Consider the following 25,158-nt stretch of genomic DNA (forward strand, 5'->3'; position numbering starts at 1 on the left):
CGTCGCCCCGACGGGACTCGCATCGATGAAGATGGAGGAAAGCCGTGCGTGAGAGCTGTACAGCGGTGGTAACCGATCTCTCCACTCGCGTACGTCCAGACTCCGTGCCCCAATCGCTGTCAGAGCAATGGTTCGCCTCCGATCAGGCGGTGCGCGTCCAAGTCGCCTACCGGTGTGGCGCGGAAGGCTCCGAACATGTGTACGACCGCGTCACCGCCTCCGTCATGGTGCTGGTCGACGATCATGAGATCGCCGCCAACTGCTGGCGCGTCATGGAGGTTGCTGCTCCGCTGGTGCGCTACCCGGAATCCGGTGGCGTCTACGAAATCGACGTCCCCGGCCTAGTACCCGACCGACTTGACCCGCTAGGACGCTTCGGGACCCGGTTCCTGCCTGACCAGTGGCAGTCATTGGTGGTGGAACTGACGGCCCCACTTGACCCCGGAAGTCACACCCTAGACATTCGTTTTGTCGACGACGACGGGATCATCGCCGACGCCACGCAACGCCTCGAAGTGGTCTCGGTGACCGGGACCGTGGCGAGCTTCCACCACTCCGAGTGGATCCACGTTGATGCGCTTCAGGCGTGGTCCGGCGTGGAGGCCTTCGATGAGCGCCACTGGGACCTCATTGACAAAGCCGTCGAGCTGGCTGCCAGCGCGGGCGTCGACACCCTGTTCACCCCTATACTGACCCCTCCTATCGACGTCGATCCCACCAGTCCGCCGCTGGCCACTCAGCTGGTCGTCGTGCACCGTCAGGGCGACCGCTGGAGCTTCGACTTTGACCGTCTGGATCGTTGGAGTCGCATCGCTCGACGTCACGGTATCACCCACCTCGAGTTCTCCCATCTGTTCTGCCAGGGGGAAGTCGACCGTCCGGCTGACGTCTACGATGCCGACGGCAACCACCTCTTCGGTTCCCATCTGCCTACTGAGGGGTACCGCGATTTCCTGGCCATCCTGTTGCCGGCCCTAGACCAGTGGTCACGACGCCATGGCTGGTCTGATGCACTGTACTGGCATGTCTCGGATGAGCCCCGGGCCAATCAGTACACCTCTTACCGCAAGGCCGTCGACATGGTACGTCGCACCGTCCCCGAGGCCACCGTCATCGACGCCGTGGACGATCCGAGGTTCGCCACCGTCGTCGACGTTCCGGTGACCATCTACGGACACCTCCTCGAGTGCGAGGCCGCAGGACTTGACGGCATGTGGGCCTACACTTCCTGCGCCTCGACTTTCTGGGAACCGAATCGCCATCTCGGCATGCCGCTCACCCGACTACGTGCTCTGGGACTGCTGCTGTGGTGGCACCACACCCCCGGTCTGCTGCACTGGGCCCTCAACTTCTGGTTCGATCAGTTTTCGCGCTACCTCGTCGATCCCAACGCCGACACCTCGGCTGACCTGGCCTTTCCCTCCGGTGATAGCTCCGTCATCTACCCCCGTATCGATGGTTCCCTCGTGCCTTCGCTGCGATTGAAGGTTCTCGCACAGCTCCACGAGGACGTCCGACTGTTGCGGCGTGTCGAAGATGCGGTCGGCCGCCCTACTGTCGTTGAACTCATCGAACACTTGGCCCCCGGATCCACCGCCGATCTGGATCACCATTACCCCTTGGAGCCTGATTTCTACCGGTCTCTGACCGCCAACTTGCTTTGCCTGCTCAAAAATATCGATGGAGCCACCGTATGAAAGTCGTCGCCACATCCGGCCATCGCCACCACTCCTCCACCCAGCCCAGGCTGGCGCCGTGGTTGTTCCTGTTCCCGGCCTTGCTGCTGTTCGTCTTCATCTTCGTGTTGCCGATCGCCTATACGATCATGCAGAGTTTCTTGAAGCCAGGACAGAAGAAACTCCTGTACGCCCCCAGCGGGCCCACCGCGCCGCAGTTCGCCGGAATCTCCCAGTACACGGCAGCCTTTCAGGATTCCCACTTTCTGCTGTCGATCGGGCGAGTATTGCTCATCGGCGTGGTCCAGGTACCGCTCATGCTGCTGTTCTCAGTGTGTCTGGCACTATTGTTGGACGCCCGTCGGGTCAAAGCCCGGCAGGGATTCCAGCTGGCCTACTTCCTGCCTTACGCAGTGCCCGGTGCGATCAGCGCCTTGATGTGGACCTTCCTGCTCCAGCCGCAGCTGTCGCCGTTCACCTCGTTATTCCAGGAGATGGGTCTGAACCTCAACCTGTTAGCCCCGTCGGTAGTACCTATCTCGGTGGGGAACATGATCACATGGGGTTTTGCGGGCTACAACATGGTGGTCATCTACTCCGCCCTGAAGGCCCTACCCAACGAAATCCTCGAGGCTGCCCACGTCGACGGTGCCAGCTCTTGGCGCACCGCCTGGCAGATCAAGGTACCGATGGTGCGTCCCGCAGTCATCATGACCGCAGTGTTTTCCATTATCGGCACCATCCAGTTGTACAACGAGCCCGCGATCCTGCGGAACTCCGCGCCCCGTATCGACCCCGATTTCAGCCCGATTATGGCGGTCTACAATTTAGTAACCACGGGTGACTACTTCGGTGCTGCTGCTCGCAGCGTCATTCTTGCCGTCATCACCCTGGTGGCCTCGTTCGGATTCCTGAAGTTGCAGTCACGCCGCGGAGGTGCCTTCGATGAGTGAGCAGAACCTCATGGAGTCGACGGACCACGGCACCACAAGCGTCGTGCCACCGGTCAAGCGCAACCGCGGCAGGGGAGGCAAACCACAGTTCGGCCTCACCGGAGCCTCGATGCTGGTCGTTATGACCATCGCCGCGCTGTATTTTCTTGCCCCGCTGTGGTGGTTTCTCGTCTCGGCCACAAAAAGCAACGGTGGGCTGTACTCAGGCAATCCATTCTGGTTCCATGACTTCAGTCTTGCGGAAAATTTCACTGACATCGTCCACCGCGACGGAGGCATCTACTTCCGCTGGCTGCGAAACTCCGTCTTCTACTCGCTCGTCGCCGGGGTGGGTGCCGGACTGATCTCGGCCATGGCCGGGTACGCGCTGGCCAAGTACCGGTTCCGTGGGCGAGAAGCGGTGTTCAACTGCGTGCTGGCGGCGACCCTGTTGCCGATCATGCTGCTGACCGTCCCGTTGTACCTCATGTTCTCGAAGGTCGGTCTGGTGGACACGATCTGGGCGATGATCCTGCCCAGTCTCATCAACCCTTTCGGCATTTACCTGTGCCGTGTGTACTCGGCAACCGTACCCACCGAGGTGCTCGAAGCAGCTCGTCTGGATGGCACGAGTGAAGCCGGCATTTTCTTCAAGATCGTGCTGCGCATCATCTCCCCCGCACTGGCCACGGTGTTCCTTATCCAGTTCGTGAGCACCTGGGCCAATTTCTTACTGCCAACAATGATGTTGACCACGCCCGAGAAACAGCCGTTAGCCGTCGGACTCGTCACGTGGCAAGCGACCATTCAGACGGGCAACCCGGTACCTACCAACATTCTCATCTTCGGGGCCTTTTTGTCAGTGCTGCCACTTGTGGCCCTCTTCCTTCTATTGCAGCGCTACTGGAAGACCGGTCTGACGACCGGCGGAATCAAGTAAGGAACAAAACATGGCAAACTTGCACAGTTTCAGTCGCCGTGGACTGTTGCTCGGAGGCGGTGTCGCTATGACGACCATGGCTCTAGCAGCATGTGGCGGATCCACAGGTGCATCCAGCAGCAGTACGAGCAGCGACACCTCGGACGCGAAGGTTTCGTTGACTTTTTGGGGGTGGGCCCCCGGATACAAGGAAGCCGTCGAGCTGTGGAATAAGAAAAACCCGAACACTCAGGTCAAGTGGATCGCCACCGAAGCCAGTCGCAAGATTTACCCGAAGATGCTCACGGCAGTCAAGGCCAACAACGCCCCCGACCTCGCTCAGGTAGGTTACGAGGCGCTGCCCTCCTTTGTGATCCAAGATGCGGTTCAAGACATCAAGGAATGGGCTGGTGACGTCGGCAAGAATTTCACCGCAGCTGGTGCTAAGTCCGTCAATCTCGGCGGTGCCGTCTACGGAATTCCAGTGGATACTGCCCCGATGGCCATGATCTATAACAAAGCCTTGTTGGACTCGTTGAAAATCAAGATGCCCAAGACCTGGGACGAGTTCGCCAGCGCAGCTCGGGCTGTCAAGAAAGCCGACCCGAAAGCCTCGTTGACCTACTTTAGCTCCGACCCGAACTTCTTGGCTGGTTTGGTCCGGCAAGCAGGCGGACGCTGGTACGACGTCACTGATTCCACCGTAAAGGTCATCATGACTCAGGACGCCGCCTCGAGGAAGGTGGCTGACTTCTGGCAAAAGCTCATCAACGAAGGCAGCATTCCCGTCCACGAGGGCTACACCCCGCAGGTGTACAAGCAGATGAATGAGGACACCCTCATTTCGGAACTCTACGGCATCTGGGACACTGCACTCATCGCCCAGAACGTGTCCAAGGGGAAAGGCAAGTGGGCTGTTGCTCCGCTGCCAGAATGGCCGGACCGTCCCGGTGGAGCCGACATGGGAGGGTCAGCCACAGTGGTGCTCAAGGGTTCAAAGAACGCAGAAGCGGCCGTTAGGTTCGCCACGTGGATGAGCACTGACCCGCAGGCCGTGTCGATCTTGATCTCGAAGGGTGGCTTGTGGCCGGCCTCAACCACGGGGCTGGCGAATAAGGCCCTGCAGAAACCTGACGCCTTCTACAGCAACGACAAGGTTTTCGTTCCCTTCATCGACGTGGCGAAGAACCTCAAGTACGACTGGGTTTGGGGACCCACCCAGGTTCAAGCTGGGCAAGACATGGAGAACAACTTGGTCAAGGTCTCAAAGTCGTACCCCATGACCAAGGCATTGGCTGACACCCAGGAGTCGACCTTGGCCAAGCTGAAGAAGCAGGGCATCAAGGTCGGCTGACGCTCGACGGCACCTGGCCGACTGCAGTCGGGAACCGAATCACCAGTGCGGATGAATCCACACTGGTGATAGGTGCGTTATGCGAGAATGTCGTCGACACGGACCGTGGGTCAGGCGAACCACTTTTGACGCAGTGCAAGAACCATAGTGCTCCAGTCGCTCTTCCAGTGAGTTTCACCCCTAGATCGTCAGATCATGAAGAAACACGAGATACGCATTGTTGATGGTCATGCTTTCTCGTTACCCGCACAGCCCGCAGTCCTACGCGTCATACGACCCAACGTCATCGAAGAATGCAGCGTGCACTTCATCACTTCGATGACAGATCCGCTGCTGTTGGACGCCAGGGATGCCGTCCACCTTCCTGCCAGTGCAAGTTGTGCCCCCACTGGGACTCGAACCCAGGACCCGCGGATTAAAAGTCCGCTGCTCTAACCATCTGAGCTACGGGGGCTCCCCTAGTGTAGCGATGCTTCCTTCATCATGCGAAGCGACCCGAGTATCCGGCGGCCGATTCTCGGTCCTTTGCCACAGCGCGTGTCGATACCTACTCCTAAGCGTCAACCCGTACTTCAGAGTTGGCATGAACTTTTTAGACTCGCCATGGCAATGGCAGCGCTCGAGAGGATCACCCTCACAGTATCCAACATAACCCCTAGTCAAAGCCGACTAGGAGACCCTCAGCGTCGCCAGTGAACCCCAAACAACATCTTTGAGATTCTCAGCCATTTCTCGGCGTGTCGCCTTGCGGGAGACGAAAAAACTCTTCGACGCAAGTAGACGAAACCAGTTTTGACAACTTGAATTGCCCTTGTCACGCGAGGTGTTCCTGGTTGGATCGGTGGACGGATCCGGGGAAGAGCCGGGAGCGCCCCATAGGGAGGCGGGTCCACACGCCGGAAGGAGTCAGTCCCATGGGTGTAGTGCGCCCGCTCCGGGCCGGGGTTGCAACCCTGGCCACCGCTGGTCTCGCCATCGGCGGCAGTCAATTCTTCGTCCCCCCGGCCCAAGCCACCAACAGTTCAGTAAAGGCCCGAGTGTCCGCTCGCACCGCCGTTAACATCAGGGCCCAGGCAGGCATACACGGAAAGATCGTGGGCGTACTCGAGAGGGGCCAGCAGCTCAATCAGACCGGCGTCCCCGTCAATGGCTGGGCCCCGGTCGCCTACCGTGGCCACACTGCCTTCATCGACCACCACTACCTGTCGTCAGTCGCCTGGCGCCCATCGCCCTCCAGCCCCTCCGCCTCCAGCTCTCCAGTCGGAATTGCCCAGGCAACCACGTACGTCTATGTTCGCGCTGGGCACTCTATGCAGGCCGCCAAGGTGGGTGTGCTCTCCCCCGGTGAGAAAGTCGGCGTAACCGGACGCTCCGCGCAGGGCTTTAGCGAAGTTGTCTACAACGGCGTTCACCGGTGGGTTGGTTCCCGCTATCTGAGCCCCACCGCCGCCAAGCCCTCCCCGAAACCGACGCCGGCTCCCAAGCCATCCAAGACCGTCTACACGACAGCTAACCTCAACCTACGAAACGGCGCTTCCATGAGCGCTGCGGTGTACACCTCAGTCTCACGTGGCACCGCCCTAGCAGCTACCGGTCGGACTACCTCCGGATGGACCCAGATCACCCATCGGGGACGCACCTTGTGGGCCTCCAGCAAGTACCTCACCACTACTGCTCAGCCCACACCGGCACCCAGGCCCGCCCCCGACCCCTCGGTGTCACCTCGTGGCGCTCGGGCCGCCATTGTCAACTACGCCACGGCTCAGGTGGGCAAAGCCTACTTTTGGGGAGGCGAGGGCCCCGACGGCTTCGACTGCTCGGGCCTAGTGTTGAAGGCCTACCAGCAGGCGGGGATTAACCTGCCCCACTACTCGGGGTCACAAATCGAGCGCGGCCACCGCATTTCCCTAGACCAAATTCAGCCCGGGGATCTTTTCGCCGCCTCGGGTGGCGGTCACGTCGGCATTTACGTCGGCAACGGGTACATGGTGGAGGCAGCCAATCCTCGTGCCGGGGTGCGTCTGAGCCCCATCCGTTCCTCGATGTACCCAGTTCGCATCAATTCAAACCTCCTCAACTGAACCAGCGTGACGCCGGCAATCCCTATGCCGGCGTCTGCGGTGCCACCAAGGTAGGCACGCTGGTAAGCGCTCGTCTGCCCCGACGGCCAGCATCCGGTGGGGCAATTTCTCGCCAGTGATACGACCTGGCTATGATGGCCCAGTTCGACGATTGCTATCGCATTGATCATGCATCCGTCGAGTCCCGGTCGTCCAGAGGCCTAGGACACCGCCCTTTCAAGGCGGCAACGCGGGTTCGAATCCCGTCCGGGATACCTTAGGGGTCCTGCATCGACATCGATGCAGGACCCCTAATCATGTCCGGCCAGGTCGGTTTATCGGCGGACCCACCGTTTCACGCCTCAGACCCATAACCATGTGATCGGCACGCTTAGGCAAAAGTACGCGCGTCACGAGCGCGTCATACCCGCCAGCGGCCCGCCCAACCATGGCGACCTTCAGGTGATCCGTCCCTGCTCATCTCCCTTGGCACAGCAGCGGATACCTTGGGTGGACGCCCACAACTTCTAGTTCGCTTACAGCGAACCCGGTGCCCCTGCAAGATAGCCCCACCAGGCCATGCAAATCCCCTAGTCACAGCCGTTTTAACCTGGCATTCAGAGGTCGATTTCCCTTCAGGGTTACATCCTTGCTATATTTTTCGAGCTGCCTGAGGCAGTGGTCAGGCTCAAAAGAGTCAAGGCCCCGTAGCGCAGTTGGTTAGCGCGCCGCCCTGTCACGGCGGAGGTCGTGGGTTCAAGTCCCATCGGGGTCGCTGAAGCGGTGATGAGTTCATCACCGCTTTCGTGTTCATGCGCCCTTTGCGTGGGCACTATGGCCGGGTAGCTCAGTTGGTAGTAGCGTTCGCCTGAAAAGTGAAAGGTCACCGGTTCGACCCCGGTCCCGGCCACCTTGCGGAATAGTTTCCGTCATCTCAGACTGTAGGCTCGCAGGGCTTATTCCGGATTACACAACTAGCCGGGTTTTTCCCTAGCGTGGCAGAAAAACGCCGAGGCCACGTCAGCGTCTTTCCTAACCTCACTTGACCGAACCGCTCATGAGGCCAGAGACGAAGTACTTACCCAGGGCGATGTACACCACAACAGTCGGCAAACAGGCAATGAGCACACCAGCCATGATCTGCGGATAATTCGGGTTCTGTCCGGAAGCCAGCGCCTCACTCTTTTCATGATGAAATCTCCCGATTTTTTTGGGGGGGTGACGAGCGCTATATAGCGCCCCTCATGTGAGCACGAACGCGCAACGTTAGATCAAGAACAATTCCGGTATGGGGTCCGACCTGCGGACCCCATCCACGGCTCACTTGCCGTATTTGTCGTGTGCAGCCACCAGCGCGGAAGCCAGGTTGTCGGCGTTCTTGTCCTGATAGAACTTGCTCATCGCAGTGTTGATCTCGGAGCTCCATGCCAGCGAAACAGCCGCACCGTGAGCGATCGACGAGACGATCGGCACCTCTTTGAAGTCCTTCATCGCGGCCTGCTGGTACGTGCTGAAACCGTCGGGTTTGACGTCGGTACGAGCCGGGATAGATCCCTTGATCTTGTTGAACGTCAACTGGGCGTCGGTCGAACCGACGAAGCGCAACCAATCCTTGGTGACCTCGGGGTTCTTGGTGCCGGTGGGCAGGGTGAAGGAGTCAGCTAGGAAATCGTAGACGACCTCCTTGCCGGGCACCGCGAAAGCGGTGTAGTCGACGTTGTACTTCTTGCCCTTCATATCGAATTCCGCAACGGCCCAGTCACCCATGACGTTGTAGACAGCTTTGCCGGAAGCCATCATGTCAGTGGCAGCCGGCCAGTCGTCGCCGTCGGAGGCGGTATTGGTGAAGGTGAGGGCCTTCTTGTAGTCCTCGATGGCCGCCTTAACCTCAGGACTGTCCCATGTGCCATCGGGAGTGAAAAGCTTGTTGTAGCCGTCGGCGCCCATATCAGCGGCCAGAATCGACTCGAAGAGTTCGGTCTGAGTCCAGGTGCCACCGATCGACAACGGGGTGGCGACGCCAGACGCCTTAACCTTCTCCATATCAGCAATCCAGCCCTTGACGTCAGTCGGAGTCTTGGTGACGCCGGCCTTCTTGAGGAGGGCGGAATTAGCCCACACCACATTGGCGCGGTGGATGTCGACCGGCACCGAGTAGATGTGGCCATCGACAGTGAGACGGTCAACTAGGGTCTTTGGGAACACCGACTCGCCACCGAGTTCCTTGATAATCCCATCAACGGGCTCGATCTGCTCATTGTCAATATAGTCGGTGAGCTCAGCACCAGCGTGACCTTGAAAGGAACCCGGAGGGTTGCCGTTCTTAAGATCGGAAGCCAGCTTGGCCTTAGCGTTAGACCCAGATCCACCAGCAACGGCAAGGTTTTTAAACCTATCGTGCGGGTACTTTTCGGCGAACATCTTCTCGAGAGCCTGCAAGCCCTTCGCCTCGGAACCGTCGGCCCACCAGGTAAACACACCAACCTCGCCGCCGGCGCCGCTCGCTTTGGGAGTCGACGAGGACATCGTCGACCCCTGGTTCCCCTCCTCGCTAGTCGATGTGGAACTACAGCCAGCCAGGACGAGCATCGATGCCGTCGCCAAGGCTGCGATCTTCTTCGCGTACATTCCAAACCTCCGTGTGGTTCGGTCAGATCGCCGTCTCCCGGCGCCGATGCTGCAGAGTCGATCTGTACCTGCTGAGCGACGGCGCCCAGCACAGGAAGTGTGTCAAAAAATGTTAACGACGTCCAAAAACGTGTCAGATGTGAGTTACTACGCTAAATAGGCGTCAACCCAGCGCTCCATTTCAGCGAAAACACCGGCCCGCACCGACGGAGCAGAGAGCACCACATCATGGAGTCCACCCCGGACACGGACCAAGGTGAGATGACGACCCAGGTTAACTGCTGCACGCGCCAACCGATCGACGTCGAGAACGGTATCAGCGGTCTTCATCGACGGCTTCCACGTCGCCGAAAGGTCGCTGCGAGCAGAAATGAGCACCAACAGCGGGACGTCAATGTGCAGCCCCTGGGCCACCTTCTGATGACCATCGAGGATAGCTGCCAACCACCCGGCGCGAGTGACGAAAGGAGCCCATGACGGATCCTTGACCTCCGGGACGTCCCATTCCCCGCCAAACTCACGACGGATTGAGTGACCAAAATTATCCCGGGACGGGATAGGCAGCACAGTCGTCGGTTCTGCGACGCGGACTGACCGGGCCAGCGGCCCGGCTAGGGCTCGGGTAAGGAACGACCCCTGAAGGTCGATCCACGGTGAGTTGAGAATAACCCCGTCAACCCGTCCCGGATGACGCGACACCCACAACGGGACAATAAGCCCCCCTGTGGAGTGACCCATAATCGTCACCGAGTCGTGATCGGCCCGCAGCAATGACACCGCGGCGTCAATTTCCTCATCGTATTCGGCCAAGTCACGAACCCAGCCAGCCATCTGACCGGGAACAAGATTTCGCCCGTACCGACGCAGATCGAGCCCGAGGAAGTCATACCCCCAGCTCTCCACCACCTCAGCTAGATGAGCTTGGTAGAAGCAGTCCGACCAGCCGTGGACGTAGAGCATGGCACGGCCATGACGCGGCTCAGCACGACGCACCACACTCGCAGTTAGGAGCCCGCCGGGATCCCCCACAGCCTTAGCTGCATGCGGGAGCCCGATCCGGGCGTATTCAAACCCGTCGAGTAAGGGGTCGTTCAGCCACCTCATGGCCACATTACCGGCTCAGTCATCCTCGCCGTAGTGGGCGTACTTCTCAGCCAAATCTGCGTACTCATCCGACAGGCCGTCCTCATCATGAGGATCCTCCTGCTGATGGTTCTCGCCTCTCAGCTCTCGCTCCAGTGACTCGAGATCCATGTTCACCGAGCGATACTTCAAATCGCGGGCAACCTTGGTCTGTTTCGCCTTTGCACGGCCGCGCCCCATGTGGGTCGACCCCCTCGCTTCATCAATAGCGGCATTGCCGCCCAAAATCATCAACTGTCGTGGTGCACAGGCTACCCGAGCGATGACCCACGTACCAAAGTGGGCCACCGCAAATTGTGTTTCCAGGCGAACGGCCTAGCGGCAAGGATGGCTCGAAACCAGCACCGCCCCCGGCTCATTCGTCGCGTCACGATGGGAAACATGACCGCACTGCCAAGCGGAAAGACCATGCTCGGCAAGTAGATTGATAGCTGCAGAGATGTTCGCGTCAGGCATGACGACGACCATCCCAACTCCCATATTGAGGGTCGCCTCGATATCAGGCTGTGAGACGTTGCCCACCTGCTGGACGAGGTTGAAGATCGGCGCTGGCGTCCACGTGGACCGGTCGACGGTGGCAACGAGATCATCAGGCAGGACACGGGCCAGGTTGTTAGCTAGTCCCCCGCCGGTGACGTGACTCATAGCGTGCACCTCGACCTGGCGGATGAGGGCCAGCAGATCAGCTGCATAAACCGTCGTCGGCTCCAACAGCTCTTCGCCAAGAGTGCGACCCAACTCATCGATATGACGGTCCAGAGTCCAGCCAGCGTCAGCCAGCAGCACCTTACGGACCAGTGAGTAACCGTTCGAGTGCAGCCCCGAGGAAGCCACCGCCAACAAAGCGTCGCCCTCCTGCACGCGCTGCGGGCCAAGAATGTCGTCATACTCGACGGCACCCGTAGTAGCGCCTGCGACGTCGTACTCGTCGTCGGCTAGCAGACCCGGATGCTCAGCTGTCTCGCCGCCCAACAGGGAACAGCCGGCTTGAATACAAGCTGCGGCGATGCCCTTGACGACAGCGGTAATCCGGTCGGGGTCGACGTGGCCGCACGCAATGTAGTCGGTGACGAACCACGGCTCAGCACCCACCACGACGAGATCGTCGACGAGCATGCCGACGAGGTCAAAACCGATGGTGTCGTGAACGTCCATGGCCTGGGCGATGGCTGCCTTAGTGCCAACCCCATCAGTCGAGGTAGCCAGCACCGGGTGACGGTACTGACCCAGGACGGAAGCGTCGAAGAAGCCAGCGAAGCCGCCCAAGCCGCCAAGGACCTCTGGACGACGGGTGGCGGCCACGTGGGCCTTCATCAGGTCAACGGCGCGCTCACCAGCCTCAATGTCGACTCCGGCACGGGCGTAGGCGGACTCGTTGCTCACTGCTGCTCCTGGTTCGGGTCGGTGTGGGTGGCGTCGGCTAGCACGGCTCGCGCCGAGACAGGCACTGGTACGGGATAAACGCCGTCAAAACAAGCCCGGCAGAGGTTATCGGCGTCAACGTGCGTGGCACGGACGAGGCCGTCAAGGCTGACGTAGCCAAGCGAGTCAGCGCCGATAGATCTGCAGATGTCCTCGACGTCAAGGCCCGGGGCGATGAGCTGAGCGCGAGTAGCGAAGTCAATGCCGTAGAAGCAGGGCCACTGCACCGGCGGAGAAGAGATGCGCACGTGCACCTCGGCCGCACCAGCCTCACGCAACATTCGAACCAACTGACGCTGGGTATTGCCGCGCACGATGGAGTCATCAACGACGACGATGCGTCGGCCCTCAATGACGTCCCGCAGCGGGTTAAGTTTGAGTCGAATACCCAAATTGCGCAGGGTTTGAGAGGGCTGGATGAACGTCCGGCCCACGTAGGAGTTCTTGACCAGGCCCATGCCGTAGGGGATATCGGACTCGTCGGCATAGCCGATAGCAGCCGGGGTGCCAGACTCTGGCACCGGGATGACGAGGTCGGCGTCGGCAGGGCTCTCCTGGGCGAGGATCTTGCCGACTTTGACGCGAACGTTGTGGATGCGTCGTCCAGCGATCACGGTGTCAGGGCGAGCCAGGTAAACGTATTCGAAGATGCACCCCTTGGGACGGGCCGCAGCGAAACGGCTGGTGCGCAACCCAGCTGCGTCAATGGCGACCATCTCGCCAGGCTCGATCTCGCGAACAAAGGTGCCACCGACGATGTCGATAGCCGCAGTTTCGGAGGCGACTACCCAACCACTAGACAGGCGCCCCAGCACCAACGGTCGGATGCCCTGCGGATCACGAGCAGCGCACAAGGTGTGGTCGTCCATGAAAACAAGGCTGAAGGCGCCCTGAAGGTGAGGCAGGACCTGGGCGGCAACCTCCTCAAGAGTGCCGTCATAGGTCGTCATGAGGGCTGTTACCAGCGAGGTGTCGCTGCTGGAGTCCATCCGGTCCTTGTGGGGAACCTCGGTATCCGGGGCACGCTCAGCGATGAGGGCTTCGAGGGCGCCGGTGTTGGTGAGGTTGCCGTTATGGGCCAGAGCTAGCCCGTCACCACCTTGACGCGACCTGAACGTCGGCTGGGCGTTGTCCCAGATACTCGCACCGGTCGTCGAATACCGGGTGTGCCCGACAGCCATATGCCCCTGGAGGGAATTGAGGGTGGCCTCGTCAAAGACCTGGGACACCAACCCCATGTCCTTAAAGACCATCATGTGGCGACCGTCTGACACCGCCATGCCAGCTGATTCCTGGCCACGGTGTTGCAGGGCATACATGCCGAAGTAGGTAAGTTTAGAAACCTCCTCACCAGGGGCATAGATCCCGATGACGCCACAGGCGTCTTGGGGCCCGTGGTCCTGGGGGTTGAGGTCTGCGGTAAGCCTTCCGTCTGCGCGCGCCACATCAACACGCTATCGCACACCGAGGCAACTCACCGTGAATTGCGCGTCGGAGCGTCGGCGTCACCACACCCATTCTCGACGGCGACAAGCGAGTTCAGTGTCTCGGGGCTACCCTCGATGCCGCCGGAAGGGCCAACAAGGTCGCCGCCACACCGACGCCCCACGTCACCGCATAGGCCGGAGTTGCACCACCCCAGTCAGCCAGCCGCCCGGCCAGAGTCGTACCGAAGGCATACCCAAGGCTGTTCATAGCCGCTAGCAGAGTCATGACGGTGCCAATCCGTCCAGCCGAGGCCGACCTCTCCGCCACACTGAACAGGGTGATCATGTACGGGGCCGCCGCCATACCAAGGATGATGAGGACCGGCACCAATGGCCCAAGGCGATCGACCAGCAGCAAGGGGGCTGCAAAAAGGGCCAATCCGGCAGCGAAAAGACGCCACCTGGCCGGCAGGTCCAGACGATGAGCCAACCGTGGCAGAGCCAGCCCAGCAGCAGCGCTACCCACCGAAAGCAAGGCGTGGAACAGCCCTGCCAGGCCTGGACGTCCAGCGTCGGTGGCGAGGCTGGTCGTGCCGGTCTGCACAGACCCAAACACCATGCCCATAAAGATCATGCCAACGCAGGTGGCCGCGACACCGGAGGTAAATAGCGGACCGGGGCCACCACGATCTGACCGAGCCAAGGCCCCGGCACGAATCGTTCGGCCCGGATGAACCTCAACGAGTTTCGACGTCGGGTCCAGGGCAAACCAACTCCCCAACACCACCAGCATGGCGCCGGCGACGATAAGCCCCGGAACGGGACCGGCTAGCACAGCGAAAGCGCCGACCGCGGCCGGGCCGAGAGCGAAAGAGGCTTCGTCAATGGCACCTTCCCAAGCAAAAGACGTTTCGAGGATCCCCGCCTCCATAGTGGGATTTGCCGCACCCATGGCGCGCCAACGAACTCTCGCCATCGTGCCAATTTGCGGCAGGAAAAACCCCGCTAAACCACCCATAACGGCCACTACCGGCCATGCGGCACCCATGACTGCAGCCAGTCCCTCAGCGATCAGGGCTGTGCCACCGACCAGAGACTGCGCAAGCAGCACGACACGCTGACCGTGACGGTCCGTCAGAGCACCAAAAAACGGGGAGCCGATAGCGATAGCCAAGGCGACCACGCCGGCAGCCAGACCACCGGGGCCCAGCCGCCCCGATACTTGCGGACTGGACACCAGCAGCAGGGTGCCCAACTGGCTCATAGCTAGGGGCAAACGAGCCAGAGCGGAGACGGTGACGAACGTCCCGCCAGGCAGCGAGAACAGGGTTCGGTAGCTCACGGAACCAGAGGGCATGAGGCGGACCTCTCAATGACAGGGACAACGTGCTGCCCGCGCCTGCCCACCCTTCTGACGCGAATCCCGGTGATCGTCACACAAACGGGGCAACTCCCCGCTGAACGTCCCAGGCCCTGCCTGCCGGCACAGCCGACGGCAAGGTTATTCTACGCGGGAACACCGTGCAGTGGAACTTCGCTCCTCACTCGGCGAGGCCAGCAAGCATGAGGGCCTCGGTGAGGATCGCCCGACGGAAATCACCCAGGTGCAGGGACTCGTCGATGCCGTGCATACGCGACTCCGGGTCAGTAACAGCAGTCACCAGGACGGTGGCCTCCGGGAAGGCGTGTTGCAGGTCAGTCACCAGCGGGATAGCGCCACCAGTGCCCATCTCGACCGGCTCCTGCCCCCATGCCAGCCTGAAGGCCTCCTTGGCGACCTCGGCCTTGTCACCGGTGAAGGGGACGACGCCCGGCTGTCCCACCTGACCACGGGTCACCTTGATATGAGCACCGAACTCGACGTGGGACTCCAGATGCTTGACGAGGGCTTCCATAGCCTCGCCGGCGTCTTGGCCGGGAGCGACACGCAGGCTGATCTTGGCCCGAGCGCTGGCGGGAAGGATATTGATGGCGTCCTTGACCGGAGTGGCGTCAATAGCAATGACGGTCACCGACGGCTTGGTCCACATCTTCTCGACTGCATGTCCGCGCCCGACCCACTGAACACCGTCGAGGATGCCGGTCTCCGCACGCAAACGATCCTCCGGGTAATCCAGTTCAGGGCCCGCGAATCCCTGCAGCCCGTCGACGATGACCTCACCGGTCCCGTCGTGAAGGGTGGCGATAAGTCGACACAGGGTGGTCAAGGCATCGGGCACGATGCCGCCAAACTGGCCGGAATGCAGGGCGTGGTCGAGGGTGGAGACCTCGACGATGCAATCGACGACGCCGCGCAGGGTGGTCGTCACGGACGGGACGCCCTGCTCCCAGTTGACCGAATCGGCGACGACGATGACGTCGGCGGCTAGCTCGTCCTTGTGCTCGGCGATGATGGCCTCCATAGAAGCCGAGCCGATCTCCTCCTCGCCCTCGACGAAGAGGGTGACGCCGACTGGGGGCTTGCCGTCGAAGGCACGAATGGCAGCCAGATGGGCGGCAACGCCACCTTTGTCGTCGGCGGTGCCACGACCATAGAGACGCTCACCTTTGGCGGTGGCGACGAAAGGTTCGGTGTGCCACTCATCAAGGTTGCCGGTGGGTTGGACGTCACCGTGGGAGTACAGCAGGACAGTGGGCATACCCTCAGGCGCCGGCCAGTGGGCGATGACAGCGGGAAGGCCGTCGTTCTCCGTGACGACGGTGACGTCGGCGGCACCAGCCTCCTTAGCAGCGGCCGCAACGAACTCGGCTCCAGACCTCACGTCGTCGGGCCGCTGGGAACTAACCGACCGGACTGCCACGTGGCGGGTGAGTTGCTCAACGGCATCGTCAAAACCAGAATCAACCTTGGCTGACAGGTTCTTGAAAGTATGAGAAAGATCCATGATCAAAGTGTAGGGCCGCCTCCGCGCCTCATCGTCGGATTATGAGGCGGTTACATACCCGACTGCTCCATGCCTCGGGCAGGCAGGCCCCCACGCAGGCAGGTGGGGCCCAACCGTCCCGAAGTCCAGACCCCTCATCGGTCAATTCCCGTGATCTTTGCGAAGGAGGGGAGCGAGGATATCCATGGGCAATGGGAACACGACCGTCGAGTTCTGATCGGCTCCCAACTCAAGAAGCGTCTGCAAATACCGCAACTGCAGGGAGGCCGGGCTCTTCGAGAGTTCGTCGGCCGCCTGCCGCAACTCACCGGACGCCTGCATCTCGCCGCGTGCGTTGATGACTTTCGCCCGCCGCTCCCGCTCCGCCTCCGCCTCACGGGCCATGGCCCGCTGCATCGCCTCCGGGATCTCCACGTCCTTAATCTCCACGACGGACACATCGACACCCCACGGGTGCGTCTGCACCTCGATGATCTCACGGAGGTCCGTGTTGAGTTCCTCCCGGTGGGCGAGGAGGGTGTCGAGATCCGCCCGGCCTAGGACACTTCGCAACGTCGTCTGAGCGATCTGGCTCGTCGCGATCGCGTAATTCTCCACATTCATGACAGCATCCATGGGGTCCGTCACGTTGAACAGGACGACGGCGTTGACACGAGCCGGCACGTTGTCGCGGGTGATGATCTCCTGCGGCGGGATCGTCAGGGTCACGGTGCGTTGGTCGACTCTGTGCAGCTTGTCGAGGCCGGGGAAGATAAACACGAGCCCGGAACCGTGCAGCCCGCCCAGTTTGCCGAGCCGGAAAACGACGCCGCGCTCATATTCGGGGATGATCTTGAAGCTCGATATCAGGAACCCGATAACGAGGATGACGAGCGCGATCGTGGTGAAGGTCCATTCGAGATCACTCATGTTCTGCTCCTGTCGGCATCGACGTCGTCCACACCTCGGTATTACCTGCCCCGGTCATACGTGCTCCGCGCCGCGGCCTCGACCGCAGCCGCCTGCTCGACCGAGCGGTACCGCGTCCGTCCGGACCTCCAACGGGACCCGTACCGGGCGATAAGACGGTCGGCCTCGTCACCGGCTCGATCGGTCGTCGCCTGTCCATGAACGCCGAGCACGCGGACACGACCGTCGTCGTGCGCCGTCCCGGTATCCGGCACTGACGCCTCCAGCGGCAGCCCCTCCGGGATGTCCACTGGGCGCCGGCGCATGGACGCAGCGGTGGGAACGAGAGCCAGGCAGACGATAGCGATAGTCGCTATAAGAGTGACCACCTCCGCCACCGTCCGTGCCACGAAGAGCATGCCACCTGGCAGGGCCAGAGCAGCGACCATGACGCACACCGTCATACCGCGATGGAACAGTCCGGCCTCGGAGTACGGCCACGGGTCGACGGGCATGGTTACCTCGCGCGCCGTCATCGTCGGCGAGCACGTGTCCTTGACGGGGCATCGACCACAAATCTCGTGCTGACCGCGGTACCTGACGACCCGCTTCTGCGGATCGAAGCTCGCGGGCCACAGCCAGTGATCCTCATGGCACTTCCATCCGTCCCGATCGTCGTGGTAGACGAAGTTCGTCGTCTTCCACTCCCGACTCATCCGGGCGCTGTGGCGACCCAAGACATCGAGCAACCAGGCCACGGCAAGCAGAAAGAGGGAGTAGCAACAGGTGAGCACCACCTGGAGGGACGGGCTCACCTCGTCGCCTCCGGCAACTGGGCGTGTCCTTGCTCGCCCGGGGCCTCCTCGATGAAGAGCCGCTCCACCGGCAGCTCGTCGACGGTCCGCCCCTCCCGGTGGTGCATCAGTCCCTGGAATGTCATCCACAAGAACGGCAGCACTCCGCCGATGATGAAGACGAGGTCCCCCGGCATGCGGAGCCACTCGAGGACGACATTGCGGTGCTCGGTGATGTAGTTGAGCTGGCGGGCTTCGAAATAGCCTGCGTCCACCGAGTGGTATAGCTGCAGGATGCCAAGCGGTAGCAGGGTGACGAAGACCATCCAGGCGAGCCCGATGTTCGTGCACCAGAACGAGATTTTCGCCAGCTTGTCGTTCCACGCAGGGATGAGGTACCTCAGCGCGAACATCGCCAAAGCCATGGCCATCATCCCGTAGACGCCCATCATCGCCCCGTGGGCATGGTTGGCGGTGAGGGCGGTCCCGATCTCGTAGTAGGACACGATCGGCAAGTTGATGAGGAATCCGAAGACACCAGCACCAACGAAGTTCCAGAACCCGACTGCAACGAGGAACATCACCGTCCAGCGATGCGGGAACGGCGTCGACGACCGCGACTCACGCCGGGCTCCGAGCTGCATGAATCCCCACGCCTCGACTGTGAGGAACGTCAGTGGGATAACCTCCGCAGCCGAGAAGAAGGCGCCGATGGCCATGTGCGCGCTCGGGGTGCCCGAGAAGTACAGGTGGTGCATGGTGCCGAGCACCCCACCGGCCGAGTAGAGGATGACGTCCATGTAGATGACACCCAACGCCACCTTCTCGCGGACGACACCGAGCATGACGAAGATGTACGCCACCATGACGGTGGTGAAGAGCTCGAGGAAGTCCTCGACCCAGAGATGGACCACCCAGAAACGCCAGAACTCGGCTACCGACAGCTGAGTGTGCGTCCCGGCGAGGAGACCCACAGCGTAGAACATTGGGATCGACAGGGCCGAGAAGAAAAACACCCACGGCATATTGCCGACCGATTCGGTCCTCATCCGGGTACGCATGGCACGCCAAATAATGAACACCCACAGGAACATGCCAAGGGTGAGCAGGAGTTGGAACATCTTCGACAGGTCGATGTACTCCCACTGCTGGCCGAAGACCGGACCCTTGGCCCACGAGACTCCATAGACCGATAACGCCTCACTGATGAGGGAACCGAATACGACGAAAGCCACTGCTCCAAGCAGCACGTAGGTCAGCACGTGCTGTCTTCTGGGCTCCTTACCTGAGACGAAGGGAGCCAGGAAGATGCCTCCGGCGAGGAAGGCCGCCGCCGTCCAGAACAACGCCAACTGAACATGCCAGGTTCGGGCAAGGTTATAGGGCAACCAGGCCGCCAGATCGAGCCCGAAGAAACTTGAAATATCAGCCCGGTAGTGTTCCGCCGCCGCACCAACAAGGGTCTGGATGAGGAACAAAACAGCAATGACAAAGAAGAACCATGAGGTGGCGCGTTGCGACTTCGTGAGCCCAACCTGGCTGGGACGGATAAAGCTCAGTGACGGAGTCTCAGACTCGTGCCAGCCGATGTTCTTGCTCCAGCGCCCATATATTGCGAACATCACTCCGGTACCACCGATGAGGACGATGAGAGACAGCACCGACCAGACGACCATGTCAGCCGTTGGACGGTTCGCCACGGTCGGGTCTGCCGGCCAGTTGTTCGTGTACGAATAGCTGTGCCCAGGCCGATCTGCGGCCGCCCCCCATGCGGTCCACGCGAAGAAGTCGGTCAAGTGCCTAGCTTGTGCCGGATCCTTGATGTCGTGGGCTAGCAAACCGAGGTTGTGCGAGTTCTTCCCGAAGTACGTCGTGTAGTAGGAAACGAGATGGTGGTATGCGGCAGTCTGCTGACGTGACAGGACGAGCACGCCGGTGCGGGAGTCGTAGCGGTTGGTACGCCAGTCCTTGATATTGGCCTGGTGCGGTTGATTCTCTCTAGCTTTGATTCGAGCGTCCAGGGTCAACGTCGCGGCACGACGCAGATAGTCGGCAGTGAAGTCGGGGCCAAGGTACCCACCGTGGCCGACGATGGACCCATATTCCATGAGGCCTCGGTTATTGAAGGCTTCCTGCCCGGCAACGATGTCGTCATGGGTAAACAGCACCTCTCCGGTGGTGGAGACAACCTTGTCGGGTATGGGTATGGAGTCGTTATAGGTGTGATAAGCGAGGATGCCCATCACCGTGAATCCCAGGATCATCACGAGGGCGATCCCTTGCACCCACCCTTTACTGACGACCATCGGTCGACGACGGGTCTCCTCGGGTTTCTTGCCTTCATCGCCCATGGCGCAAACCTATCGTTTATTGACGAAAATATCATTAATAATGATAAGCGTGTCCTCCCCCACCACGGCACGATGCCAGGACAGCCCGTTTCGGGAAGTGGCCCCTATCCTTGTGCTATTGCTCTTGCACTGCAGCGGATGTCACCGAGGAGGGCCCGTGATCCTGCTGGTTGACAACCACGATTCCTTCACCTTCAACCTGGCACACCTATTGGCCGAAGTCAGCGGGATCGAGCCAGTGGTGGTCCGCCCCGAGGAGGTCGAGCGTGCAGGGATCCTCCGCCGATTGGCTGACGGCGAATTCGACCACGTGGTCATCGGACCAGGACCTGGCACCCCGCACAACGACAAGGATTTTAAGATCGCCGGGCAGATAATCGATGCCTCCAGCAAACTCCCCCTGCTCGGGGTGTGCCTGGGCCACCAAGGCCTCGGGTTACGTCACGGTGCCCAGTTGCAGACCATTCGGCCCCATCACGGCATCGTCAGCCGAATTCATCACTCCAGGCGTGGAATCTTCGCCGGATTACCGCAAGATTTCGAGGCAACTCGGTACCACTCACTGTGCTTGACCACGTTGGGTGACCAGATCGTCGAACATGCTCGCGCCGAGGATGGCGCCATCATGGCGTTCAAGGTTGCCGACCGGCCACATTGGGGCGTGCAATTCCACCCAGAGTCAGTCATGACGCAGGTCGGATGTCAGTTAATGACGAACTTCCTGGCGATCGGCAGCCAGCCACGACACAGCGAAGTACGCGACAAACGCGAACCGCGCAACATCCAGTCACGAAAGTGTCCCCGGACTACGGCACGGTGGACAATCCACCACCAAGCGGTGGACATCGACCTCGACGAAGAAGCCACCTTCAGCCGCCTCGCTGCCGACGGTGACGCCTTTTGGTTGGACTCGGCCACCACGCGTGGCGACACCGGCCGTTGGAGTGTCATGGGCACGGTGTCGGGGGCGGCGTCCGAACTGGTCAGTTACGACGTCGCCACGAACACGTTAACGGTCAACGGGCGAACCCAGTCTGGTAATGTACTGGACTTCTTGGAACGCCGTCTTGCAGATGGAGTACCACGGAGGGACCCGGAACTGGATAACATCCCGTTCGCAGGTGGTTATGTCGGTTTCCTGGGCTATGAGTGCAAAGCGCTGACCTTGGGCCCGAATGCGCACTGCAGCGAACTGCCCGATGCCATGTGGATGCGTCCGGCCAGCTGGATTGCGTATGACCACTACCGACATCACGCTCACCTCCTAGCCTTGGACGACCGTAACACGCCCGGCTGCAATGAGGCCGCTGATCTGTTGGACGCACTGGCTGCGACGCTGGTGGAGCGACCAGGTAGCAGCGAAGGGCCCGCACCGCTAACCGTGCCTGTGGAAGGGTCGTGGCGGCTCAGCCGAGGGGGCTACCAGGACCGTGTTGCCGCAATCCAGCAGGCGCTAACACGCGGTGACTCGTACGAGGCCTGTCTCACCGACACGTGGACCTCCCAGTGCGACGTGGACGGCTGGCAGTTGTACCGCGCACTACGGCGTCGAAACCCAGCCCCCTATGGGGCGTATCTTCGGTTTACCGACCCGCATGTAGAGGTGTGCTCTTCATCCCCGGAACGGTTCCTGCGAGTACGCGACGGCATCGCTGAATCCAAGCCGATCAAGGGGACGATGGCCCGCTGTGATGATCCGGTGGAGGATGCCCGGGGAATTGTCGATTTACACACTGACGCGAAAAACCGCGCCGAGAATCTCATGATCGCTGATCTGGTGCGCAACGACCTGTCGCGCGTGTGCCAACCAGGCACGGTGGAGGTACCACGTCTGATGGCGATCGAGTCATATGCGACGGTGCACCAGATGGTGACCACGGTGCGCGGACGATTGCGTGAGGACGTCGGATTGGTCGACGTACTGCGAGCGACCTTCCCTGGTGGATCGATGACCGGGGCACCGAAGGAACGGTCCGTGGAGATCTTAGACGGTCTAGAGGTCGGCGCCCGGGGAATCTACTCGGGAATCCTGGGATATCTCGGCTTCGATCGCACCGCCGACCTCAGCATCGTGATACGGACGGTGGTCCGAACGGGGTCGCGAGTAACGGTCGGTGCCGGCGGCGCAATCGTCGCAGCTTCCCAGCCCGACGAGGAGTGGCGCGAGAAGAACCTCAAAGCGGCTGCACCGTTGGCTGCGCTGATGGAGGCAGTGCACAACGTTCCACGAGTCTGAAGGCGATCCAGCAAGGCGCGCTTTTTCGCACGGGAAGTGCGCCATGACAACGAGGGAACCGTCAAACCTGCTCAATCACAGAGTCAGCCGGGCCAGGAAACTCCTGTCACTCCCCCATGGCAGTCGGAATCGGCTTGCGCCAGGCTCGTTCGATCTCGCCAAGGGGGAGGCTGAACAGACCGTTAACCTCGATCTCACCGTGATCAATGACCTCGCCAATACGGGCAGTCGGCACACCGTGCTCCTGGCACAGCGCCTTGAACTCACGGTAACCGTTACCGCACAGCGAGACGATCGCTCGGGCCGGGGTCTCCGAGAACAACATCACCGATGGTTCGCCCTCGGGCAGACTCACCGACACGCCAAGACCCCCCTGTAGGCAGCTTTCCACAAGCGCCTGTGCCAGGCCACCGTCGGACAGGTCGTGGGCGCTAGACAGCAGGCCGCGCTTCGACGCTTCCACCATCACCGCGGCCAGGGCCTTCTCGGCATTCAGGTCGGGCATCGGGGGCATACCGCCTAGGTGGCCAGCGTGGATAACGTCCTCATAGACCGATCCGCCGAACTCGCACTTCGTCGTTCCCAACAGCAAAACAGCGTCACCGTCGTGAGCGAAGGCCGACGGGATGCGACGATGCACGTCATCAATAACACCGAGCACACCAACGAGCGGAGTAGGCCGAATCGACTCATCTCCAGTGCGGTTGTGCAGGGAAACATTACCGCCCGTAACCGGCACACCAAGCTCGCGGCAGCCGTCAACCAGACCAAGGATGGTCTCGTCGAATTGCCACATGACGTTGGGATCGTATGGGGAGCCGTAATTGAGGCAGTCGGTGACGGCCACCGGAGTTGCACCAGAGACAGCCACATTCCGGTAAGCCTCGCAGAGAGCCAGCTGGGCGCCAAGATACGGGTTAAGGGTGGTCTGGCGTCCGTTAGCGTCCAAGGACAGCGCGATGCCGAGGTTGTCGTCAATACGGATCATGCCGGCATCATTCGGCTGAGCGAGCACAGTATTGCCGCGCACGAACCGGTCATACTGGTCGGTGATCCAGGAACGGTCGCACAGCTGGGCGGAGCCAACGAGGGCCAGCAGCGCCCCAGCAAGACCCTCACCAGAGTTATCGCGCGGTAACGCGTTAGCGTCGTTCTCGTTGAGCTCATCAATCCACCACGGACGGGCGGCCGGCATGTCGAGAACCGGTCCGTCGTGAGCAACCGTCCGCGGATCGACGTCGACAATCCGCTCGCCCTGCCAATCAATGTGAAGTCGACCGGTGTCGGTGACCTCGCCAATGACAGTGGCAGCAACACCCCAATGGGCGCAGATCTCCATGAAGCGGTCAAGCTGATCGGGGCGCACCACCGCGGCCATCCGCTCCTGGGACTCGCTCATGAGGATCTCCTCGGGGGCGAGGTTCGGGTCGCGCAGCGGAACGCGGTCGAGCTCGACGTGCATGCCACCGTCGCCAGCACTGGCCAGCTCGGAGGTGGCACAGGAGATTCCGGCGGCACCGAAATCCTGCAAGGCCTCAACTACCCCGGCGTTGAAGAGGTCAAGGGTGCACTCGATGAGCAGCTTCTCCATGAACGGGTCGCCCACCTGGACGCTGGGTCGCTTCGACTCACCCTCTGCAGCGAAGGATTCCGAGGCAAGGATCGACGCGCCACCGATACCGTCGCCACCGGTGGCCGCACCAAAGAGAACGACGAGATTGCCTACACCCGAAGCCTTGGCGAACTGTAGGTCCTCATGACGCAGCACCCCGACGCACAGGGCGTTGACGAGCGGATTGCCGTAATAGGTGGGGTCGAAGAGGGTCTGGCCGCCGATCGTGGGCAGGCCGAGGCAGTTGCCATAGTCGGCGATCCCAGACACAACACCAGGCAGCACACGTGCGGTATCTGGAGCATCCAGCGGGCCGAAAGCCAAAGCATTCATGACGCCGACCGGGCGAGCGCCCATCGCCATGATGTCGCGAACGATGCCACCGACTCCGGTAGCTGCACCCTGGTGGGGCTCGACGTAGGAGGGGTGGTTGTGGGACTCCGCCTTAAAAGTGACGGCCAGTCCGTTGCCAATATCGACGACACCAGCATTGTCCCCGATGCCAGCTAACAGCGGGCCAAGCGGCGTCTGCTGAGGCAGGTCACCGAATCGGCGCAGGTATTTCTTCGATGATTTGTAGGAGCAATGCTCCGACCACATCACCGAGTACATGGCGAGCTCGCCGCCGGTCGGGCGGCGTCCCAGGATCTCCCGGATGCGCTGGTACTCGTCGGCGGACAACCCCAACTCAGCCCAGGGCTGCTCAACGTCGGGGGTGCTGACGGCGTTCTCCACTGTGTCTGCCACAGGACAAATCTAGCCGTTGAACGACGTCATTGCCGCCTCGACCACAGATGCAGGCCACTCAGGGCGCATCGGAGTAATGGAACG

General features: G+C 61.2%; 17 protein-coding genes, 4 tRNA genes and 1 pseudogene. 9 read left to right on the forward strand and 13 right to left on the reverse strand.

What is annotated here, in order from left to right:
- Positions 1-104: 104 nt before the first annotated feature.
- From LRP59_RS10105 to LRP59_RS10120, 4 genes are read left to right on the forward strand one after another with little or no spacing between them, the layout of a single operon-like run.
- Positions 105-1,697, forward strand: a complete 1,593-nt coding sequence (locus LRP59_RS10105; protein ID WP_002531932.1) for a DUF4091 domain-containing protein — start codon at positions 105-107, stop codon at positions 1,695-1,697.
- On the forward strand, positions 1,694-2,629 hold the full coding sequence (locus LRP59_RS10110; RefSeq protein ID WP_002514959.1) for a carbohydrate ABC transporter permease: 936 nt from the start codon (positions 1,694-1,696) through the stop codon (positions 2,627-2,629). Before LRP59_RS10105 ends, LRP59_RS10110 begins: the two co-directional genes overlap by 4 nt.
- The gene (locus LRP59_RS10115) at positions 2,622-3,548 is read left to right on the forward strand and encodes a carbohydrate ABC transporter permease (RefSeq protein WP_002514960.1); all 927 of its coding nucleotides are present in this window, start codon (positions 2,622-2,624) and stop codon (positions 3,546-3,548) included. The genes LRP59_RS10110 and LRP59_RS10115 overlap by 8 nt, the downstream gene beginning before the upstream one ends.
- A gap of 10 nt (positions 3,549-3,558) precedes the next feature.
- Positions 3,559-4,881 (forward strand): ABC transporter substrate-binding protein, encoded by a 1,323-nt coding sequence (locus LRP59_RS10120; RefSeq protein ID WP_002531931.1) that lies wholly within the window; start codon positions 3,559-3,561, stop codon positions 4,879-4,881.
- 380 nt (positions 4,882-5,261) lie between these two features.
- Here LRP59_RS10120 and LRP59_RS10125 read toward each other — a convergent pair.
- A tRNA-Lys gene (locus LRP59_RS10125) sits at positions 5,262-5,335 on the reverse strand.
- Positions 5,336-5,795: 460 nt separating this feature from the next.
- Here LRP59_RS10125 and LRP59_RS10130 point away from each other — a divergent pair.
- From LRP59_RS10130 to LRP59_RS10145, 4 genes are all read left to right on the forward strand, one after another.
- Positions 5,796-6,962 (forward strand): C40 family peptidase, encoded by a 1,167-nt coding sequence (locus LRP59_RS10130; RefSeq protein WP_148378577.1) that lies wholly within the window; start codon positions 5,796-5,798, stop codon positions 6,960-6,962.
- Positions 6,963-7,143: 181 nt separating this feature from the next.
- Positions 7,144-7,216 (forward strand) — tRNA-Glu (locus LRP59_RS10135).
- A 426-nt stretch (positions 7,217-7,642) separates the two neighbouring features.
- Positions 7,643-7,716, forward strand: a tRNA-Asp gene (locus tag LRP59_RS10140).
- Positions 7,717-7,777: 61 nt separating this feature from the next.
- Positions 7,778-7,851, forward strand: a tRNA-Phe gene (locus tag LRP59_RS10145).
- Between the two features lie 128 nt (positions 7,852-7,979).
- On the opposite strand, the pseudogene LRP59_RS10150 reads toward LRP59_RS10145, so the two are convergent.
- The 11 genes and pseudogenes from LRP59_RS10150 to LRP59_RS10200 form a co-directional block, all read right to left on the reverse strand.
- Positions 7,980-8,117 (reverse strand): annotated as a pseudogene (locus LRP59_RS10150) (carbohydrate ABC transporter permease); the annotation flags it as partial.
- 144 nt (positions 8,118-8,261) lie between these two features.
- Positions 8,262-9,569: an ABC transporter substrate-binding protein gene (locus tag LRP59_RS10155; protein ID WP_002514963.1), complete on the reverse strand. Its 1,308-nt coding sequence runs from the start codon at positions 9,567-9,569 to the stop codon at positions 8,262-8,264.
- Positions 9,570-9,716: 147 nt separating this feature from the next.
- Positions 9,717-10,673 (reverse strand): alpha/beta hydrolase, encoded by a 957-nt coding sequence (locus LRP59_RS10160; RefSeq protein WP_002522042.1) that lies wholly within the window; start codon positions 10,671-10,673, stop codon positions 9,717-9,719.
- A 15-nt stretch (positions 10,674-10,688) separates the two neighbouring features.
- A complete protein-coding gene (locus LRP59_RS10165) occupies positions 10,689-10,892 on the reverse strand; it encodes a DUF3073 domain-containing protein (RefSeq protein ID WP_023033906.1) in 204 nt (67 codons plus the stop codon).
- Between the two features lie 135 nt (positions 10,893-11,027).
- Positions 11,028-12,095 (reverse strand): phosphoribosylformylglycinamidine cyclo-ligase, encoded by a 1,068-nt coding sequence (gene purM / locus LRP59_RS10170; RefSeq protein ID WP_148378580.1) that lies wholly within the window; start codon positions 12,093-12,095, stop codon positions 11,028-11,030.
- On the reverse strand, positions 12,092-13,579 hold the full coding sequence (gene purF, locus LRP59_RS10175) for an amidophosphoribosyltransferase (protein WP_002514967.1): 1,488 nt from the start codon (positions 13,577-13,579) through the stop codon (positions 12,092-12,094). The genes purM and purF overlap by 4 nt, the downstream gene beginning before the upstream one ends.
- Positions 13,580-13,673: 94 nt before the next feature.
- On the reverse strand, positions 13,674-14,918 hold the full coding sequence (locus LRP59_RS10180; RefSeq protein ID WP_002522043.1) for an MFS transporter: 1,245 nt from the start codon (positions 14,916-14,918) through the stop codon (positions 13,674-13,676).
- Between the two features lie 184 nt (positions 14,919-15,102).
- Complete coding sequence (locus tag LRP59_RS10185) at positions 15,103-16,446, reverse strand: dipeptidase (protein ID WP_002522044.1); 1,344 nt, start codon at positions 16,444-16,446, stop codon at positions 15,103-15,105.
- Between the two features lie 141 nt (positions 16,447-16,587).
- Entirely contained in the window at positions 16,588-17,355 is a 768-nt protein-coding gene (locus LRP59_RS10190; RefSeq protein ID WP_002514970.1) for a slipin family protein, read from the reverse strand.
- Between the two features lie 41 nt (positions 17,356-17,396).
- A complete protein-coding gene (locus LRP59_RS10195; RefSeq protein WP_002514971.1) occupies positions 17,397-18,149 on the reverse strand; it encodes a hypothetical protein in 753 nt (250 codons plus the stop codon).
- The gene (locus LRP59_RS10200) at positions 18,146-20,479 is read right to left on the reverse strand and encodes a nitric-oxide reductase large subunit (RefSeq protein ID WP_002514972.1); all 2,334 of its coding nucleotides are present in this window, start codon (positions 20,477-20,479) and stop codon (positions 18,146-18,148) included. The genes LRP59_RS10195 and LRP59_RS10200 overlap by 4 nt, the downstream gene beginning before the upstream one ends.
- A 157-nt stretch (positions 20,480-20,636) precedes the next feature.
- Here LRP59_RS10200 and pabB point away from each other — a divergent pair, with 157 nt between their 5' ends.
- A complete protein-coding gene (pabB, locus tag LRP59_RS10205; protein ID WP_002522048.1) occupies positions 20,637-22,715 on the forward strand; it encodes an aminodeoxychorismate synthase component I in 2,079 nt (692 codons plus the stop codon).
- Between the two features lie 106 nt (positions 22,716-22,821).
- Here pabB and purL read toward each other — a convergent pair whose 3' ends face one another.
- Positions 22,822-25,074 (reverse strand): phosphoribosylformylglycinamidine synthase subunit PurL, encoded by a 2,253-nt coding sequence (gene purL / locus LRP59_RS10210; RefSeq protein WP_002522049.1) that lies wholly within the window; start codon positions 25,072-25,074, stop codon positions 22,822-22,824.
- Positions 25,075-25,158 lie beyond the last annotated feature (84 nt).

The sequence above is a fragment of the Cutibacterium sp. 37298 genome (genome assembly GCF_023838685.1).
Classification (GTDB): domain Bacteria; phylum Actinomycetota; class Actinomycetes; order Propionibacteriales; family Propionibacteriaceae; genus Cutibacterium; species Cutibacterium acnes.

What these genes read in the sequence shown, in the direction of transcription:
- LRP59_RS10110 (WP_002514959.1), top strand. Translation starts at nt 1,694, where the DNA reads ATGAAAGTCGTCGCCACATCCGGCCATCGCCACCACTCCTCCACCCAG.
- LRP59_RS10115 (WP_002514960.1), top strand. Translation starts at nt 2,622, where the DNA reads ATGAGTGAGCAGAACCTCATGGAGTCGACGGACCACGGCACCACAAGC.
- LRP59_RS10120 (WP_002531931.1), top strand. Translation starts at nt 3,559, where the DNA reads ATGGCAAACTTGCACAGTTTCAGTCGCCGTGGACTGTTGCTCGGAGGC.
- LRP59_RS10130 (WP_148378577.1), top strand. Translation starts at nt 5,796, where the DNA reads ATGGGTGTAGTGCGCCCGCTCCGGGCCGGGGTTGCAACCCTGGCCACC.
- LRP59_RS10155 (WP_002514963.1), bottom strand. Translation starts at nt 9,569, where the DNA reads ATGTACGCGAAGAAGATCGCAGCCTTGGCGACGGCATCGATGCTCGTC.
- LRP59_RS10160 (WP_002522042.1), bottom strand. Translation starts at nt 10,673, where the DNA reads ATGAGGTGGCTGAACGACCCCTTACTCGACGGGTTTGAATACGCCCGG.
- LRP59_RS10165 (WP_023033906.1), bottom strand. Translation starts at nt 10,892, where the DNA reads ATGGGGCGCGGCCGTGCAAAGGCGAAACAGACCAAGGTTGCCCGCGAT.
- LRP59_RS10180 (WP_002522043.1), bottom strand. Translation starts at nt 14,918, where the DNA reads ATGCCCTCTGGTTCCGTGAGCTACCGAACCCTGTTCTCGCTGCCTGGC.
- LRP59_RS10185 (WP_002522044.1), bottom strand. Translation starts at nt 16,446, where the DNA reads ATGGATCTTTCTCATACTTTCAAGAACCTGTCAGCCAAGGTTGATTCT.
- LRP59_RS10190 (WP_002514970.1), bottom strand. Translation starts at nt 17,355, where the DNA reads ATGAGTGATCTCGAATGGACCTTCACCACGATCGCGCTCGTCATCCTC.
- LRP59_RS10200 (WP_002514972.1), bottom strand. Translation starts at nt 20,479, where the DNA reads ATGGGCGATGAAGGCAAGAAACCCGAGGAGACCCGTCGTCGACCGATG.